General features: G+C 75.2%; 15 protein-coding genes. 10 read left to right on the plus strand and 5 right to left on the minus strand.

Annotated elements, in window-relative coordinates:
* Positions 1-52: 52 nt before the first annotated feature.
* The 5 genes from infB (at position 53) to PH191_RS04865 (ending at position 6441) form a co-directional block, all read left to right on the plus strand.
* Positions 53-3187, plus strand: a complete 3135-nt coding sequence (gene infB / locus PH191_RS04845; RefSeq protein ID WP_274193464.1) for a translation initiation factor IF-2 — start codon at positions 53-55, stop codon at positions 3185-3187.
* 75 nt (positions 3188-3262) lie between these two features.
* A complete protein-coding gene (locus tag PH191_RS04850; protein WP_274189128.1) occupies positions 3263-3559 on the plus strand; it encodes a DUF503 domain-containing protein in 297 nt (98 codons plus the stop codon).
* 27 nt (positions 3560-3586) lie between these two features.
* Positions 3587-4078: a 30S ribosome-binding factor RbfA gene (rbfA, locus tag PH191_RS04855; protein ID WP_274189129.1), complete on the plus strand. Its 492-nt coding sequence runs from the start codon at positions 3587-3589 to the stop codon at positions 4076-4078.
* A gap of 27 nt (positions 4079-4105) precedes the next feature.
* Positions 4106-5122 carry a DHH family phosphoesterase gene (locus PH191_RS04860; protein WP_274193465.1) on the plus strand — a complete coding sequence of 339 codons (1017 nt, stop codon included), beginning with the start codon at positions 4106-4108 and terminating at the stop codon, positions 5120-5122.
* Positions 5119-6441: an MATE family efflux transporter gene (locus tag PH191_RS04865; RefSeq protein WP_274193466.1), complete on the plus strand. Its 1323-nt coding sequence runs from the start codon at positions 5119-5121 to the stop codon at positions 6439-6441. Before PH191_RS04860 ends, PH191_RS04865 begins: the two co-directional genes overlap by 4 nt.
* 6 nt (positions 6442-6447) lie before the next feature.
* Here PH191_RS04865 and PH191_RS04870 read toward each other — a convergent pair whose 3' ends face one another.
* Positions 6448-7581 carry an MFS transporter gene (locus PH191_RS04870; protein WP_274193467.1) on the minus strand — a complete coding sequence of 378 codons (1134 nt, stop codon included), beginning with the start codon at positions 7579-7581 and terminating at the stop codon, positions 6448-6450.
* Positions 7582-7755: 174 nt separating this feature from the next.
* On the opposite strand from PH191_RS04870, the gene PH191_RS04875 reads away from it, so the two are divergent.
* Together PH191_RS04875 and PH191_RS04880 are read left to right on the plus strand one after the other, a co-directional pair.
* The gene (locus PH191_RS04875; protein ID WP_274193468.1) at positions 7756-8319 is read left to right on the plus strand and encodes a TetR/AcrR family transcriptional regulator; all 564 of its coding nucleotides are present in this window, start codon (positions 7756-7758) and stop codon (positions 8317-8319) included.
* Between the two features lie 39 nt (positions 8320-8358).
* Entirely contained in the window at positions 8359-10509 is a 2151-nt protein-coding gene (locus tag PH191_RS04880) for an HNH endonuclease signature motif containing protein (RefSeq protein WP_274193469.1), read from the plus strand.
* 45 nt (positions 10510-10554) lie between these two features.
* Here PH191_RS04880 and PH191_RS04885 read toward each other — a convergent pair whose 3' ends face one another.
* Genes PH191_RS04885 through PH191_RS04895 form a run of 3 tightly spaced genes read right to left on the minus strand, consistent with a single transcriptional unit; the run spans position 10555 to position 12758 of the window.
* Positions 10555-11166, minus strand: coding sequence for an HAD family hydrolase (locus PH191_RS04885; protein WP_274193470.1), 612 nt, complete (start codon positions 11164-11166; stop codon positions 10555-10557).
* 42 nt (positions 11167-11208) lie between these two features.
* Positions 11209-12366 (minus strand): RNA polymerase sigma factor, encoded by a 1158-nt coding sequence (locus PH191_RS04890; RefSeq protein ID WP_420791748.1) that lies wholly within the window; start codon positions 12364-12366, stop codon positions 11209-11211.
* Entirely contained in the window at positions 12363-12758 is a 396-nt protein-coding gene (locus tag PH191_RS04895; protein ID WP_274193692.1) for a YciI family protein, read from the minus strand. The genes PH191_RS04890 and PH191_RS04895 overlap by 4 nt, the downstream gene beginning before the upstream one ends.
* Positions 12759-12902: 144 nt before the next feature.
* Between PH191_RS04895 and PH191_RS04900 the strand changes: the two genes are divergently transcribed.
* On the plus strand, positions 12903-13607 hold the full coding sequence (locus PH191_RS04900; protein ID WP_274193471.1) for a hypothetical protein: 705 nt from the start codon (positions 12903-12905) through the stop codon (positions 13605-13607).
* 15 nt (positions 13608-13622) lie between these two features.
* Here PH191_RS04900 and PH191_RS04905 read toward each other — a convergent pair whose 3' ends face one another.
* The gene (locus PH191_RS04905; protein WP_274193472.1) at positions 13623-14891 is read right to left on the minus strand and encodes a geranylgeranyl reductase family protein; all 1269 of its coding nucleotides are present in this window, start codon (positions 14889-14891) and stop codon (positions 13623-13625) included.
* 65 nt (positions 14892-14956) lie between these two features.
* On the opposite strand from PH191_RS04905, the gene truB reads away from it, so the two are divergent.
* Positions 14957-15913, plus strand: coding sequence for a tRNA pseudouridine(55) synthase TruB (gene truB / locus PH191_RS04910; RefSeq protein WP_274193473.1), 957 nt, complete (start codon positions 14957-14959; stop codon positions 15911-15913).
* Between the two features lie 57 nt (positions 15914-15970).
* Entirely contained in the window at positions 15971-16918 is a 948-nt protein-coding gene (locus tag PH191_RS04915) for a bifunctional riboflavin kinase/FAD synthetase (protein ID WP_274193474.1), read from the plus strand.
* Positions 16919-16990: the final 72 nt, after the last annotated feature.

Here is a 16990-nt window from a genome sequence, read left to right on the forward strand (position 1 = left end):
GGCGTAGACACGAGGTCGCGGGCCCCCGCTGACCTCGAGGATGAGGAGATCAGTGGCAGGCAAGGCCCGGGTGCACGAGCTCGCTAAGGAGCTCGGCGTCACCAGCAAGCAGGTACTCACACAGCTCGAGTCTCTCGGCGAGTTCGTCAAGTCGGCGTCCTCGACGGTCGAGGCCCCGGTCGCGCGCAAGCTGCGCGACTCCATGTCCGGTGGCGGCAACGGCGGCGGTAGCCGTCGGCCCCGACCGGGCGCCGCGCCCGGCCCCCGCCCCGGCGGCGGACCGCGTCCCGGCCCCTCCGGCGACTCCTCGGGGTCGACCGGCGGCGCACCGCGCCCCGGTGCCACGCCCGGCCCGCGCCCCGGCGCCGGGTCCTCGGGTGGCGGCAACGGCGGCGCCCCGCGCCCCGGCCCCCCCGCTCCGCGCCCCGGCGCGACCCCCGGACCGCGGCCCGACGCCGCTCCGGCGGCCGCCGAGACGCCGGCGCCCGCCGCTCCCGAGGCTCCGGCCGCGGCGGCGAGCACGGGCACGGCCGGTACGTCCGGCACCTCGGAGCAGAGCGCGCCCCGTCCCACGGGCGGCGACCGCCCGCGTCCGGGTGGTATCCCGCGTCCCGGCGGAGATCGTCAGGGCGGCGGCGGCGACCAGCGTCAGGGCGGCAACCGCCCCGGCCCGCAGCAGCAGCGCCCCGCCGCGGCGGCGGCCGACAGCCAGGCCGGCGGGGACGCGTCGACCGTGCCGCCCCGTCCGGCGGCGCCGAAGCCCGGCCCCAAGTCGCCGCGCGTCGGCAACAACCCCTTCGGCGTGGGCTCCGGTGCCCCGCCGCGTCCGCAGCGTCAGCAGCAGCCCGGGCAGGCCCCGGGTCAGGCACCCGGCCAGGCGCCGGGTCAGGGTCCGCGTCCGCCGCGTGACGGCGACGCGCCCGCGCCGCGCCCGCCGCGCGACGGCGAGCGTCCGGCCGCGGCCGACCGTCCGCCCCGTCCCGGTGGCGGCAGCGCGACGCCCGGCAACATGCCCCCGCGTCCGAACCCCGGCATGATGCCGGCCCGTCCGGCCGGTCCTCCCGGTCGTGGCGGCCCCGGTGGCGCCCGTCCGGGCGGTCCCGGCGGCGGCCGCGGTGGCCCTCCCGGCCGCGGCGGTCCCGGTGGCGGCGGCGGTGGCTTCCGTCCCGGTGGCGGTGGCGGCGGTGCCCCGGCCGGTGGCGGTTTCCGCCCCGGTGGCGGCGGTGGCCGTCCCGGTGGTCCCGGTGGCCGTGGTCGTGGCGGCGGTGCCGCGGGTGCCTTCGGGCGCGCCGGTGGACCGGTCCGTCGTGGACGCAAGTCGAAGCGTCAGAAGCGTCAGGAATTCGACAACATGCAGGCCCCCTCGGTCGGCGGCGTCCGCCTGCCGAAGGGCAAGGGCGAGACGGTCCGGCTCCCGCGTGGTGCCTCGCTGACCGACTTCGCGGAGAAGATCGACGCGAACCCGGCGTCGCTCGTGCAGGTGCTGTTCCACCTCGGTGAGATGGTCACGGCCACCCAGTCGGTGTCCGACGACGTCCTCGAGCTGCTCGGCGGCGAGATGAACTACGACGTCCAGGTCGTCTCCCCCGAGGAGGAGGACCGCGAGCTGCTCGAGTCGTTCTCGCTGACCTACGGGTCGGACGACGGCGACGACGAGGACCTCGAGGCCCGCCCGCCGGTCGTCACGGTCATGGGTCACGTCGACCACGGCAAGACGCGCCTCCTCGACACCATCCGCAAGACGAAGGTGGCCGAGGGCGAGGCGGGTGGCATCACCCAGCACATCGGCGCGTACCAGGTCGACACCGAGCTCGAGGGCGTCGAGCGGAAGATCACCTTCATCGACACCCCGGGTCACGAGGCGTTCACCGCCATGCGTGCCCGAGGCGCGAAGTCCACGGACATCGCGGTGATCGTGGTCGCAGCCGACGACGGCGTCATGCCCCAGACGATCGAGGCGATCAACCACGCGCAGGCGGCCGACGTGCCGATCGTGGTGGCGGTCAACAAGATCGACAAGGAGGGCGCGAACCCGGCCAAGATCCGGCAGCAGCTCACCGAGTACAACCTCGTCGCCGAGGAGTTCGGTGGCGACACGATGTTCGTCGACATCTCCGCGCGGCAGAACATCAACATCGACGGCCTCCTCGAGGCCGTGCTGCTCACCGCGGACGCGTCGCTGGACCTCCGGGCCAACCCGGACATGGAGGCCCAGGGTGTCGCGATCGAGGCGCACCTCGACCGCGGCCGCGGCCCGGTGGCCACGGTGCTGGTGCAGCGCGGCACGCTGCGCGTCGGCGACTCGGTCGTCGCCGGCGACGCCTCGGGCCGTGTGCGACGGATGCTCGACGAGTTCGGCGAGGACGTGAAGGAGGCGCTGCCCTCCCGCCCGGTGCAGGTCATCGGGTTCACGTCGGTGCCGGGCGCGGGCGACACGTTCCTCGTCGTCGACGAGGACCGCGTGGCGCGCCAGATCGCCGACCGCCGTCGTGCCCGCGAGCGCAACGCCCAGCTGGCGAGCCGTCGCAAGCGCGTCAGCCTCGAGGACCTCGATGCGGCGCTGAAGGAGACCAACGAGCTCAACCTGATCATCAAGGGTGACAACTCGGGAACCGTCGAGGCTCTCGAGGACGCGCTCATGAAGATCGACGTGGGCGAGGAGGTCCAGCTGCGGGTGCTGCACCGCGGCGTCGGTGCGATCACCGAGGGCGACATCAACCTCGCGATTGCCTCCGACGTCATCGTCCTGGGCTTCAACGTCCGGGCCGAGGGCAAGGCCACGGAGCTGGCGACCCGCGAGGGCGTCGACATCCGCTACTACTCGGTGATCTACCAGGCCATCGACGAGATCGAGCAGGCCCTCAAGGGCATGCTCAAGCCGATCTACGAGGAGGTCGAGCTCGGCACCGCGGAGATCCGCGATGTCTTCCGCTCCTCGAAGGTGGGCACGATCGCCGGTTGCCTCGTGACCGACGGGATCATCCGCCGCAACGCGAAGGCCCGCCTGGTGCGCGACGGTGCCGTGATCGCCGAGAACCTCACCATCAGCTCGCTGAAGAGGTTCAAGGACGACGCGACCGAGGTCCGCGACGGCTACGAGTGTGGTCTCACGCTCGGGTCGTTCAACGACATCAAGGTCGACGACAAGATCATGACCTACGAGATGCGGGAGAAGCCCCGCGAGTAGGTGCGCTGAGCGCTCGTGAGTGGTTGTCCGTGCCTTCGCGGCACGGACAACCACTCACCAAGGCCGGAGGCCAAGGTGTACGTGGGTGCGCTCGAGCTCGACCTGCTCCTCGGGGAGGTCGGCTCGATCAAGCAGAAGCGCTCGGTGGTCCGGCCCGTCGTGGCCGAGCTCAAGCGCCGGTACGCCGTCTCGGTCGCCGAGGCCGGCCATCTCGACCTGCACCGCCGCGCCCTCATCGGGGTCGCGGCGGTGGCGGCCGACCCCGGGCACGTCACCGACGTGCTCGACCACTGCGAGCGCCTGGTGGCCGCCCACCCCGAGTTCCAGGTGCTCTCCGCGCGGACCCGCTGGCTGGGCCCGCACGACGACTGACCCACTCCACGAGAAGGAGCCCCCGCCATGGCCGACGCGCCACGGGCCCGCAGGCTCGCCAAGCGGATCTCCCAGATCGTCGCCTCCACGCTGGAGCACGAGGTCAAGGACCCGCGCCTGGCGATGGTGACGATCACCGACACCCGCATCACCCCGGACCTCCGCGACGCCACGGTGTACTACACCGTCTACGGCGGCGAGCAGGAACGCACCGGGTCGGCCGCCGCCCTGGCCAGCGCCAAGGGCGTCGTGCGCAGCGCCGTCGGTCGCCAGACCGGGGTGCGGTTCACGCCGACCCTGGAGTTCGTCCCCGACGTGATCCCCGAGGGCGCCGCCCGCCTCGACGAGGTGCTCGAGGGCGTCCGCCAGGCCGACGCCGAGGTCGCGACGCTCGCCGTCGGCGCCTCCTACGCCGGCGAGGCCGACCCGTACCGCAAGCCCCGCGAGGACGGCGACGACGAGGACGACCTCGACGACGTCCCGGTCGGCGACGAGGAGCCGTCCCGCCCGACGGGCTGAGCGGGGACGCGAAGGGACAGGCCGGCGATGGCGGTCGTCGAGGACGCGCGCGAGGGCGGCGCGAGCCGGCCCGTCCGTCTCGAGGAGGCGGTGGGCGTGCTCATCGCGGCCCGCCAGGTGGTGCTGCTCGCCCACGTCAACCCGGACGCCGACGCGCTCGGCAGCGCGCTGGCCCTCGGGCTCGCGCTGCACCGCGCCGGTGCCGAGGTCCAGGTGTCGTTCGGCGCGCCCGCGCGTCCCGCCGAGTCGTTGCGCGACCTCGACGTGGCCGGGCTCGTGGTCACGGCCGACGAGGTCGTGGCCGCGCCCGAGCTGCTCGTCGTCCTCGACACCGGCAGCGTCGACCGTCTCGGCCCGCTCGCCGACCGCGCCGCCACGGCGGGCACGACCCTGGTGATCGACCACCACGTGTCCAACACCGGCTTCGGCACCCACTACTACGTCGACCCGCGGGCCGAGGCCACCGCCGTCATGGTGCTGCACCTGCTCGACGCCATGGGCGCGCCCGTCGACCTGCCGACCGCCCGCTGCCTCTACGCGGGCCTGGTCACCGACACCCGCAACTTCCGGGCGGCGTCGCCCGACACCCACGCGATGGCCGCCCGCCTGCTCGTCGCGGGCGTCGACGCCGAGGCCGTGACGCGCCCGCTGCTCGACACCCACCCGTTCTCCTGGCTCGCGATGCTGTCGGCGGTTCTGGCGACCGCCCGCCTCGAGGCCGGGGAGGCGCGCGGGCTCGGGCTCGTGCACGCCCTGGTCGAGCGCGAGCACGTCGACAGCGTCCGGCAGGAGGAGGTCGAGAGCGTCATCGACGTCCTGCGCACGACCGCCGAGGCCGAGGTCGCCGTCGTGCTCAAGCAGGTCGGCGAACAGAGGTGGACCGCCAGCATGCGCTCCAAGGGCGGCATCGACGTCGCTACCGCGGCCTCCGCGCTGGGGGGCGGGGGGCACCGCGTGTCCTCCGGCTTCACCCTCGACGGCGACGCCCCCACGATCCTCGAGCGGGTGCGGCGCGCGCTCGCCGACGCCCCCCTGCTGGGATGACCACGGCTCCTCCCGACACCGACCCCGGGGCGCGGCGGGTCCTCGCGCTGGCGTCGTCGGCGCTGGTGGTGCTGGTCGCCGAGCCGCTCTACCTGCTGGTCGACACCGCCGTCGTCGGGCACCTGGGCGCGGTCCCGCTGGCGGGTCTCGCCGTCGGCGGGGTCGTGCTGGCCCAGGTGGCGAGCCTGGGCACGTTCCTCGCCTACGGCACCACCGCGCGTGCCGCGCGCCACCACGGCGCCGGGAACCGGGCCGCCGCCGTCGCCGAGGGGGTGGCGGCGACGTGGATCGCGGTGCTGGTCGGGCTGCTCGTGGTGGCGGTCGTCTGGCTCGCGGCGCCCTGGGTGGCCGACCTGCTCGGCGGCGGGGGAGCGGTCAGCGACGCCGCCACCGGCTGGCTGCGGATCGCGGTGTGGGGCGCGCCGGGCATCCTCGTCGCGCTCGCCGGCCACGGGTGGATGCGCGGGGTGCAGTACACGCGCCGCCCGATCGTCGTGGTGCTCGCCGGCAACGGGCTCTCGGCGGTGCTGTGCCCGCTGCTGGTGTACGGGATCGGCCCGTTCCCGGCCCTGGGGCTGGAGGGCTCGGCGTGGGCGAACGTCGGGGCGCAGGCGACGGTGGGCCTGCTGTTCGTCGGCGCGCTGGTGCTCGAGCGCGTCTCGCTGCGTCCGCGCCTCGCCGACATGCGGGCGCAGTTCGGGCTCGGCCGCGACCTGCTGCTGCGCAGCGCCGCGTTCCAGGCCTGCTTCCTGTCGGCGACGGCCGTCGCGGCGCGCTTCGGGGCCCCGTCGGTGGCGGCCCACCAGATCGTGCTGCAGCTCTGGACGTTCATGGTCACCGTCCTCGACGCGCTGGCCATCGCGGCGCAGTCGCTGGTGGGCGCGGCGCTCGGGGCGGCGTCGGTGGGGGTCGCGCGGCGCGTGAGCGGGCGGGTCACCCGCTACGGCCTGGTGCTGGGCGTCGTGGCCGGTCTGGTGTTCGCGGCGACCGCGGGGGTGCTGCCGGGCGTGTTCACCCCCGACCCCGCGGTGCGAGACGTCGTGCCGCAGGCCTGGTGGTTCTTCGTCGCGCTCCAGCCGATCGCCGCCTACGTCTTCGCGCTCGACGGGGTGCTGCTCGGCGCCGGCGACGCGGCCTACCTGCGCCGGATCACCGTCGGCTCCGCGCTCGGCGCGTTCCTGCCGACGATCTGGCTCTCGCTGGTGCTCGACTGGGGGCTCGCCGGCATCTGGGCGGGCCTGTCGCTGTTCATCGTCGCCCGCGCCGTGGCCGTCGGGCTGCGGGTCCGGGGCGAGGCCTGGGCGGTGACGGGGACGTGAGTCGGGTCAGCGGTGCTCGGGGCGCGGACGCACCGTCGCGCCGAGGACGAGGAGGGCCGCCGCGGCGAGGAACGCGCCCGCGAGGGTGAGGTGGTCGGCCAGCAGGCCGAGCAGCGGGGCACCCAAGGCCTGGCCGAGGGCGATGAGCAGGAACGCGGCGCCCACCCCGAGCACCGGGCGGTCCGGGAAGACGCGCGTGCCCCACAGGAGCAGCATGCCGCTCAGGGCGATGTAGACGCCGCCGAAGACCGCTGCGCCGGCGAAGACCGCCACGGCCGTGGAGGCGGCCAGGCCGAGCGCCAGGGTCGCCGCCGCGACCAGCAGCATCGCCGCGCTCCAGGCCCGCGCGAGCCCGAGGCGGGCGACCACGTCGCCGGCGAGGGCGCCGAGCAGACCCGCCGCGCCGAGCACGATCCAGGAGCCGGTGGAGACGACCTCGCTCGCGCCGGCGCTGCTGACGACGTCGCGGCCGAAGGTCCACACCGCCGAGCTGCCGGCGCCGAACACCAGGGCGGCCGCCAGCATCCGGGCGGTGCCGAGCCGCCGTCGCCACGCCCGCGGGCGTGCGGGCGGGGTCGCACCGCCGGCGGGCCGGGTGGCGACCGCCCGCGGCACCGTGACCGCCACCGCGACGGTGACGCCGAGGGCGGCGAGGCTGAACGCCGCCCAGGCCCATCGCCAGGTGTCAGCCAGCAGCAGCGCGACCGGTCCGGAGACGAGGACCCCGAGCCCGGTGCCGGCGTTGACCACCGTCTGCACCCGGTCCGCGCGCTCGGACGGGACCCGGTGGGCGATGGCCTGGGCCAGCGGTGGCGACGCCAGGCCGGTGCTCGACCCGGCGACCACGACGCCGACGGTGAGGACGGCGGTGGTCGGGGCGAGCGCGATGAGCCCGGTGCCGGTGGCGGCGCACAGACCCGCGGCGACCGCCACCGCCCGCGCGCCCCACCGGGCGGCCGCGGCGGTCGCGGCGACGATCGCGACGCAGTAGCCCACGTAGCTGCTCGAGGCGATGGCGCCGACGGTCGCGGCGTCGAGCGCGAACTCCGTCCGGAACACCGGCACGAACAGTCCGTACGCGAACCGCGCCAGCCCGTAGCAGACCGCGATCAACAGCAGGCCGCTCAGCGCCAGCGGCATCGTCCCGGCCCGCCCGCCCCCGGTCGGTCCGGCCCCGACCCGTCCTACCGACGGTGGCCTCGTCGTCGCCTCCACGCACGTCATGTCCGCACCCCTCGTAGTAACCCGACCGGTATAGCTACCGTGTGCCCGGTGGGCTGGGATGTCAACCCACCGGTCGGTATAGTGCCTGTGGTGCGGGACGAGAAGGCGTTGACACCGGCGGGCACCCGAGTGCTGGACGTGGCGAGCGAGCTCTTCTACCGCGACGGCATCAACACCGTCGGCGTCGCCCTGATCGCCGACACGGCCGGCGTCACCAAGAAGACCCTCTACGACTGCTTCGGGTCCAAGGCGAACCTGATCGTCAGCTACCTGCGGCGCCGCCACGAACGCTGGTGGTCCCATCTCGAGCAGCGCCTCGCGCAGGCGCCCGAGCCCGGGCCGCTGGTCCTCTTCGACGCCTACCTCGACCACCCGGATCTCGACGTCAGCCGCGGCTGCGCGTTCCTCAACGCCGCCGCCGAGCTGCCCGCCGACCATCCCGGGATGACCGTGGTGCGCGAGCACAAGGACGCCGTCCTCGCGCGGCTCGCCGAGCTGGTGGCCGACGCCGTGCCGGACGCCGACCCCACCGTGACCGAGGAGCTGTTCCTCGTCCTCGAGGGCGCCACCGCGCATCTCCGTCTCGGCGGTCGTGACCGCACCGTCGCCGCACGCGCCGTCACGGTCGATCGGCTCACGGCCGCGGCGTCATGATCGACTTCGTTGTCGGGGGTCGGGTCTAGCGTTCCTGGTGTGAGCATCGACCTCGATCCGACCCCCGGTGGTGTCGCCGGGTTGGAGGGTCTCGCGCCGGGGTCGGTGCTGGTGGCGGCGTTGGAGGGGGTCGATCCGACGTGCCTGGCCGGTGCGGAGTCGATCGAGTACCTGCGGGGGTGCGCGCGGGCGCGGAACCGGGCCGCGGCGCGGTTCCTGACCGCGGTGCACGAGGCCGGGCGGGCGGAGGACGGCACGACGACCCGTCGGGCGTTGGTCGACGAGTTCTCCGGTGACGAGGTGTCGACGGCGCTGGGGTGGTCGCGGTCGATGGCGGGGCGGTGTCTGGAGTTCGCCGACGATCTGCACCGTCGGCTGGTGGAGGTGGCGGCGGCGATGGGCTCGGGGGAGCTCGACGAGCCCAAGGCGCGGGTGTTCTCGGAGTGGACCCGCGACCTGGCGGACGACCACGCCCACCAGGTGTGCCGGGTGTTGTTGCCGGAGGCGCCGGGGTTGCCGGTGGGGGCGTTGATCGCGCGGTTGCAGGAGGTGGCGGGGGCGCTGGACCCGGAGTGGGCGGCGCGCCGGGAGCGGGCGGCGGAGAAGCGGCTGCGGGTGGTGGCGTCGCGGAACCCGTCGGGCACGGCGAACGTGTCGGGCTGTGATCTGCCGATGAGCAGCGGTGTGGCGATCATGGCGCGGGTGGATGCGTTGGCGTTGGCGGTGCGTCGGGGTGGTGTGACGCGGCGGATGGCGTGGCTGCGGGGGCGGGTGTTCGAGCGGCTGCTCGACGGGTTCGCGGCGGGGTTGACCGACGAGCAGCTGGTGCCGCTGCTGGTCGCCGAGCTCGGCGCCGAGGCCCCGGATGACGATGACGCTCCCGCTCCCGCGGGAGGCGCCGGTGGCCCCGAGGACGGTGGCCCCGAGGACGGTGGCCCGGGTGATGACGGTGGCCCCGAGGACGGTGGCCCCGAGGACGGTGGCCCCAGCCCTGCGGGCTCCGGCCGTGGTGACGGCGGCGACGGCGACCCCGGTGGTCTCGACGACAGCGGCTCCGGCAAACGTGAGCCCGCCGATGCGCCCGCCGCCGATGCGCCCGCCGCCGATGCGCTCGCTGACGGTCGTGCCGCGGATGACGACGCGGCCAGAGCCGACGACAGCCCGGGTTACGAGGGCGACGACGCCGAGGGCGGCGAGCTGATCTCGGGCGCGGACCCTCGGGCGGGTGTGGTGCGGGAAGGGATCGTGGAGGTCCGGCTGCGGCTCTCGACCGCGCTCGGGCTCGACGACATGCCGGCCCACATCCCGGGGTGGGGCACGGTGCTCGCCGGCACCGCCCGCGAGTTGCTCGAGCGTCACCGCCGCAGCGAGTGGCGGATGGTGCTCACCGACGACGACGGCCGCCTGCTGCAGGTCCTGCTCCCACGCCGCCGCCCGCGGTCGGCGGATCGACCAGCCGGCCCCCACCGGCCCGGACGCCGGCGGGGGACGGGCAGCAACGCCATTGTCGAGCTCCAGGCTCCGGCAACGCTGCTGGCCGCCCTCGCCCCCGACGACCACGACACGTGGGCCCCGATGCTGCACGAACTGCAACACCGACTCACCGCCGACCACCCACCCGACCAGCCGCCCGGTCGTCCACCCGACCATGCCGCGACGCCGGCGCAGGCCCGGCGGCGACGTCCCGGCGCCGAGGTCGACAGGTGGGTGCGCATCCGCGATCGCCACTGCGTGGCCCCGGGCTGCCGCCGCCCGGCCCATGCCAGCGACCTCGACCACACCCTCGACCACGCCCTCGGCGGCCCGAGCGTGTCCTGGAACTGCGGGGTCTGGTGCCGCCACCACCACCGCACCAAACACGAGGGCGGCTGGCGGGTCACCCAGCCCTCCCCGGGCCGGTTCCACATCACCACCCGCGCCGGCGCCCGCCACACCGTCGAACCTCCCCGCATCACCGACCCGCTCCCCGACCCGCTTCCCGCACCCCACCCCGGCGACGGGCCCCGCCCCCTGCCCGCCCACGAAGCCCTTGACCCCGCCGACGACGACCAGGACAACGAGGACGACGACGACCAGGCCGACGACCTCGCACCCTCGCTCCCACCGGAGACGACCGGGTCGACCGGGTCGACCGCAGACACCGCCCACCGCCGCGGCGAAGCCCTCATCGACCCGCCCCCGCCCTTCTGAGGTGGGCCGCACGGCAACGGCACCGGCGAGCGAGCACTCGGGACCTCAGGTCGTGGAAGCGATCAGGCTCTCGAGCTCCTCGATGGCCTGGGCGTTGTCCCGGTAGAGCACCGCCCGCATCCCGACCGCGCTTGCGCCGTCCACCGCGGCCTCCACGTCGTCGAGGAACGCGGCCTCGCCGGGACTGACCCCCAGCCGTTCGCAGGTGATCTCGTAGGCCCGAGGGTCGGGCTTCGCCACCCCGACCTCGTGGGAGTAGACGAGGACGTCGACCAGGTCGCCGAACCCGTAGGCGGCGTGCTCGCGTTCTCGTGCCCCCACGAAGCTGTTGCTCAGGATGCCGGTCCGGTGGGCGGGTCGCAGCCGCCGCGCCCAGGCGATGAGCTCGGTGTTCGCGGTCCCGAGGTACTGCTCCCACACGATCGCCATCATCTCGTCGGCCTTCTCGCGGCCGACCTCGAGCCGCTCGCGCACCGCCCCGAGCACCTCGGCCTCGGTCACCTCACCGAGGCTGCCGGCGGCGAACACGTCGCCGAGGCACTGGAAGACCGTTCCGGTCGCCAGGCCGAGGTCGTTCTCCCACCGCGCGTCGAAATCCATGGCGGGGGTGATCTCGAGGACCCCACCGATGTCGAACACGACCGCTCGGATGGTCATGCGCCCGCACGCTAGGACACGGTCGTCGTCGACCGCCGCAGGTCACGGCCGCAGCAGCTGCCGCACGCGCGCGGTCTCACGGGTGAGGTGGTCGCGCTCCGGCACGCTGGTCGCGGTCCGGGAGGCCTCGGCGTAGAGCTCCGCGGCGCGTGCGAGGTCGCCGGCGCGCTCGTGGAGATGCGCGGCCACCGCCGCGTGGCGGGGCAGGTCGGGATCGAGGTCGGCCAGCGCCGCGAGGCCGGCCTGCGCGCCGTCGGCCTCGCCGACCGCCACCGCGCGGTTGAGCCGCACCACCGGGCTGTCGGTGAGCGCCAGCAGCTCGTCGTACCACTCCACGATCTGCACCCAGTCCGTCTCCGCGGTGCTCGGGGCGTCCGCGTGCAGCGCCGCGATGGCCGCCTGGGCCTGGTAGTCGCCGAGGCGGTCGCGGGCCAGCGCAGCCTGCAGGACGGCCACGCCCTCGGCGATCATGCCGGTGTCCCAGCGCGACCGGTCCTGCTCGGCGAGGGGGATCAGGCGTCCGCCCGCTCCGGTGCGCGTGGCGCGGCGCGCGTGGTGCAGCAGCATGAGCGCGAGCAACCCCGCGACCTCCGGGTCGTCGGTGAGCGCGGCGAGCTGGCGGGCGATGCGGATCGCCTCGTCCGCCAGGTCGGTGTGCTCGGTGCTGTCGGCGCCGTAGCCCTCGTTGAACACGAGGTAGAGCACCCGGAGGACGGTGCCGAGGTCGCCGGGCTGGTCGAGCGGCAGACCCTCGATCCGCTTCTTCGCCCGGCTGATCCGCTGCGCCATGGTCGCCTCGGGGACCAGGTAGGCGGTCGCGATCTGCCGCGTCGTCAGGCCGCCGACCGCGCGCAGCGTCAGCGCGACGGCCGACGCCGCCGGCAGCGTCGGGTGGGCGCACAGGAAGTAGAGGCGCAGCGTGTCGTCGGCGCCGGTCACCGGGCCGGCGGGCGGCTCGAGGTCGACCGCGAGCTCCCGGCCCTGGCGCGACGACTCCGACCGGACCGCGTCGAGGAACTTGCGCCAGGCCGCCGCCACGAGCCACGCCTTCGGGTCACGCGGCGGGTCGTCGGGCCAGGTCTCGAGCGCCCGGATCAGGGCCTCCTGCACGGCGTCCTCGGCCGACGCGAAGTCCGCTCCGCGCCGGACGAGGACGCCGATCACCGCGGGGACGAGCTCCCGCAGCCCGTCCGTGATCACTCGGTGTTCCCCGGCACGCCGGTGAGGAAGGGCCGGACCTCGAGCCACTCGTGGATCGGCCTGCCACCGGCGCCGGGCGCGGCGGACAGCTCGCCTGCGAGCTCGAGCGCGCGGTCCCAGGACTCCACGTCGATGATCATCCAGCCGGCGATGAGGTCCTTGGTCTCCGCGAACGGGCCGTCGGTGACCGGCGGGCGCCCCTCGCCGTCGTGGCGGACGAACGCGCCCTCGGCCGACAGGGCCTGGCTGTCGACGAACTCGCCGGTCTCCACCAGGCGCTTCGCGAAGTCGCTCATGTACGTCATGTGGGCGTCGACCTCCTCGGGCGTCCACTGGTCCATGGGCGGGGAGTCCACGGCCGGGGTCGGACCGCCGCGGTAGTGCTTCAGCATCAGGTACTTCACGGTCGTTCTCCTTCGTCGTGGCGACCCTCCTCGGCCGCTCGTACCCCTGGGACGGAGCCGCCGCCCGGTTCTCGACACAGGATCGCCGCATTCTCGGGGAGCACTGTCGGGGGTCGGTGGTGCCATGTCCCCATGAGGTGGGACGCGCAGGTGAGCGGCTGGCTGGACGACGTGCTCGCGGCGATCCGCGACGCCGGGCTGGCCGAGCTCGTCGAGGCCACGGTGGCCGACGTGTGGGAGCGCAACGTCGACCGGTACGACCCCGTGGTCGCGGGCGACACCGCCACCTCGCTCGGCATCACGGCGTCGGAGAACATTCGCACGCTGCTCCTGCGGGTCGACCACGAGCGGTGGGCGGCGCGCGGGGTGGTGGTCACCTCGGTGCAGCAGGCCCTCGTCCTGCGGATCGGCGTGCGCCGGATGCTGCTGATGAAGGTCGCCGACCGCCGCCTGCACCCCGTGGAGGACGACGACGAGCACGACTGGCGGTCGGGCATCCGGTGGGACGCCGCCAGCGACGTCCGCAGGCTGGCCGCGGAGGACAACGCGCGGCGCTACGAGCCGTGCGTCGAGGACCAGTCGGGCCAGACGTGGTGGCCCGGCCTCGTCCCGGGCGCCGCGGACGACCCCGACGGCCTGCGCCACCTGGTGCTGGTCTGGGCGGGCGACCCCGTGGGCGGCACGACGGCGGGCTGGCTCGGCGTGCCCTACGCGGGTCCGCCCGGCACGCCGCCGTGGCTCGCGATCACGCCGGTCTGGCACCACGGGCCCGGGGACGTCCCGCGCCCGCGCGAGCCGATCGTCGCGGTCCCACGGGCGCGGACCGGCCGTGCCTGACGCCGGATCGTGGGCTCAGCTCGCCGCGAGCGGAGTGCGCAGGTCGGCGGCGGGGAAGGGTGGCAGCTCGTCGGCGCGCAGGGACGCCCGGCCCGCACCGCGCCAGGCGCGGGCGACGAGGTCGGCGTCCTCCTCGGTGACGAGGTTGCCCATGACGCGCAGGGCCACCGTCATCAACATCCGCGAGCGCATGCCCACCGGCCCCGCGAGGGGCAGCAGGCGCGGCACCGTCAGCAGACCGGCGAGGCGCCGGGCGATCGAGAACGCCGAGCCGTACTGGCGGCGCAGCGTCGCCGGCCAGGCGAGCGAGAGGTCGTCGTCGTCCCCGAGCAGGCCCGCGATGGTCCGCCCGCTCTCCAGGCCGTAGTCGATGCCCTCGCCGTTGAGCGGGTTCACCAGCCCGGCGGCGTCGCCCACGAGCGCCCAGTTGGGGCCGGAGACGCCGGACACGGCGCCGCCCATCGGCAGCAGCGCCGACGCGACGTCGCGCACCTCGCCCTCGAGCTGCCAGTCCTCGCGGCGCTGCTCGGCGTAGTGCGCGATCAGCGAGCGCAGCCGCACGTTGGCGGGGCGGGCCTCCGTGGCGAGGGTTCCGACGCCGATGTTCACGTGCCCGTCGTGCAGCGGGAACACCCAGCCGTAGCCGGAGAGCACCTCGTCGTCGGTGCCGCGCAGCTCCAGGTGCGACGAGATCCACTCGTCGTCGTGGCGGCCGGAGCGGACGTAGGCGCGGGCGGCGACGCCGTAGGCCGTGTCGCGGTGCCACACCCGACCGAGCACCCGCCCCAGGGTCGAGCGCGCGCCGTCGGCGACCACGAGGCGGCGGCACGCGATGGTCCGCGGGCCGTCGTCGGTGTCGAACACCACGCCGGACACCCGGTCGCCGTCGCGCTCGACGTCCACCGCGCGGGCGCCCTCCACCGGCTGCGCGCCCCGCTCCAGGGCCACGGTCCGGATGCGGGCGTCGAGCTCGGTGCGCGCCACCGCGCCGCCGTGCGCCGGCAGCGAGCCGCCGGGCCACGGCAGGGCCAACAGCTGCCCGAACCCGGCGGCGCGCAGGCCGCGGTTCTGGCCCCGCCCGCGCACCCAGTCGCCCAGGCCCAGGTGCTCCAGCTCGGCGATGGCCCGCGGGGTCAGGCCGTCGCCGCACGCCTTGTCGCGCGGGAAGACCGCGGCGTCGGCGAGGACGACGTCGTGGCCGGCGTCGGCCGCCCAGGCCGCGGCGGCCGAGCCGGCGGGGCCGGCGCCCACGACGAGGACGTCGGTACGCGTCGGGGTGCTCACGGCTCCAGGATGCCTGCTGATCCCGCGGTCGGCCGGATCCGTGAGGGCGGGCATAGTGACCCGCCGTGCCGGGACGTGGTGGGGGACGTGGTGGGGGAGCACCCCGGGAACGCCGTGAGCCCCCGCCGCCGGGGCTGCTCGTGGTGGACAAGCCGGCGGGCTGGACGTCCCACGACGTCGTGGGGCGGGCGCGGCGCCTCATGGGCACGCGCAAGGTCGGGCACGCGGGCACGCTCGACCCGATGGCCACCGGCGTCCTGGTGCTGGGCGTCGAGAGGGCCACCAAGCTCCTCGGGCACCTGGCGCTGGACACCAAGACCTACCTCGCGACGATCCGGCTCGGCCTGGCCACCGACACCGACGACGCGGAGGGCGAGCCGATCGGCGACGCGGTCGACGCCGCCGGGGTCGGCGACGACGCGGTGGCCGAGGGCGTGGCGGCCCTGACGGGCGAGATCCAGCAGGTGCCGAGCAGCGTGTCGGCGATCAAGGTCGACGGCCGCCGGGCCTACGAGCGCGCCCGGGCCGGCGAGGAGGTCCGGCTCGACGCCCGACCGGTGACGGTCGGACGCTTCGACGTGCTCGCGGCACGCACGGAGGGCCCGTTCCGCGACCTCGACGTGCTCGTCGACTGCTCGTCGGGCACCTACGTCCGCGCCCTGGCCCGCGACCTCGGCGCCGGGCTCGGCGTCGGCGGGCACCTCACGGCGCTGCGGCGCACGCGGGTCGGCCCGTTCACCCTCGCCCACGCCCGCACCCTCGAGACCCTGGCCGGCGAGGAGGAGCAGCAGGGGCGTGCGGCGCTGTCGCTGGACCTCGACGCCGCCGTCGCCACGGCCTTCCCGCGCCGCGACGCGGACGCCGACGAGGCCGCGGGCCTGGCGCACGGCCGCCCGCTCGCGGCCGCGGGCCGGCCCGGGACGGTGGGGGTCTTCGGGCCCGACGGGCACGTCGTCGGGCTCGTCGCCGACGACCGCGGCTCCGCCCGCCCCGTCCTGGTGCTCGCGCCGGCCGGGACGTGATCACCGACGCGCGACCGACACGGCGCCGGGGCGGGCCCCGCCCGTAGGCTCGCCGCCGTGCAACGCTGGCGGGGACTCGACGGTGTGCCGTCGGGCTGGGGTCGATGCGTGGTGACGATCGGCGTCTTCGACGGGGTCCACCGTGGCCACCAGCAGCTCATCGCCCGCGCGGTCGCCCACGGCCGCGAGCTGGGCCTGCCGACCGTGCTGATCACGTTCGACCCGCACCCCGCCTCGGTGCTGCGCCCCGGCACCCACCCGGCCCGGCTGACGTCGCTCGCCCGGCGCGCGGAGCTGGTCGCCGAGCTCGGGATCGACGCCTTCTGGGTGCTGCCGTTCACGCCCGACCTCGCCCGCGTGGCGCCGGACGAGTTCGTGCACGAGCTGCTCGTCGACCGGCTGCACGCGGCGATGGTGGTCGTCGGCCGCAACTTCACCTACGGCTACCGCGCCGCCGGGGACGTCACCGAGCTCGAGCGCCTGGGTCAGCGGTTCGGCTTCGCCGCCGAGGGCGTCGACCTCGTCGCCGATCCCTCGGTCGCGCTGACCGGGTCGCCGGTGACCTTCTCGTCGACCTACGTGCGCGCCTGCATCAGCGCCGGCGACGTCCGGGCCGCCGCCGAGGCGCTCGGCCGGCCGCACCGCCTCGAGGGCGTCGTCGTGCGCGGTGACCAGCGGGGCCGCGAGCTCGGCTACCCGACCGCGAACGTCGACTGCGGCGAGCACGCCGCGATCCCGGCGGACGGGGTGTACGCGTGCTGGTTCCACCACCGCGGGCAGAAGCGCGCGGCAGCGACGTCGGTGGGCACCAACCCGACGTTCTCGGGACGTGAGCGCACTGTCGAGGCGTTCGTGCTCGACACCGACGAGGACCTCTACGGCGCCCGCGTCGCGGTCGACTTCGTCGAGCGCATCCGGGGGATGGACCGCTTCGACTCGATCGACGAGCTCATCGCCACGATGGACAGCGACGTGGTGCGCACCCGCGAGGTCCTGGGCGTCTGAGCCGGTTTCCCCGAACGGCACCCACCGCCGCGGCCCGGCTGTCACGATCGCCGCGCGGGGAGAGCCGGAGGG

This window comes from Actinomycetospora callitridis, from assembly GCF_028737265.1.
Taxonomy (GTDB): Bacteria; Actinomycetota; Actinomycetes; order Mycobacteriales; family Pseudonocardiaceae; genus Actinomycetospora; species Actinomycetospora callitridis.

Excerpts from the sequence above, each read along its gene's own strand:
- rbfA (WP_274189129.1), top strand. The coding sequence starts at position 3,587 with ATGGCCGACGCGCCACGGGCCCGCAGGCTCGCCAAGCGGATCTCCCAG.
- PH191_RS04860 (WP_274193465.1), top strand. The coding sequence starts at position 4,106 with ATGGCGGTCGTCGAGGACGCGCGCGAGGGCGGCGCGAGCCGGCCCGTC.
- PH191_RS04865 (WP_274193466.1), top strand. The coding sequence starts at position 5,119 with ATGACCACGGCTCCTCCCGACACCGACCCCGGGGCGCGGCGGGTCCTC.
- PH191_RS04870 (WP_274193467.1), bottom strand. The coding sequence starts at position 7,581 with ATGCCGCTGGCGCTGAGCGGCCTGCTGTTGATCGCGGTCTGCTACGGG.
- PH191_RS04885 (WP_274193470.1), bottom strand. The coding sequence starts at position 11,166 with ATGACCATCCGAGCGGTCGTGTTCGACATCGGTGGGGTCCTCGAGATC.
- PH191_RS04895 (WP_274193692.1), bottom strand. The coding sequence starts at position 12,758 with ATGCTGAAGCACTACCGCGGCGGTCCGACCCCGGCCGTGGACTCCCCG.
- PH191_RS04900 (WP_274193471.1), top strand. The coding sequence starts at position 12,903 with ATGAGGTGGGACGCGCAGGTGAGCGGCTGGCTGGACGACGTGCTCGCG.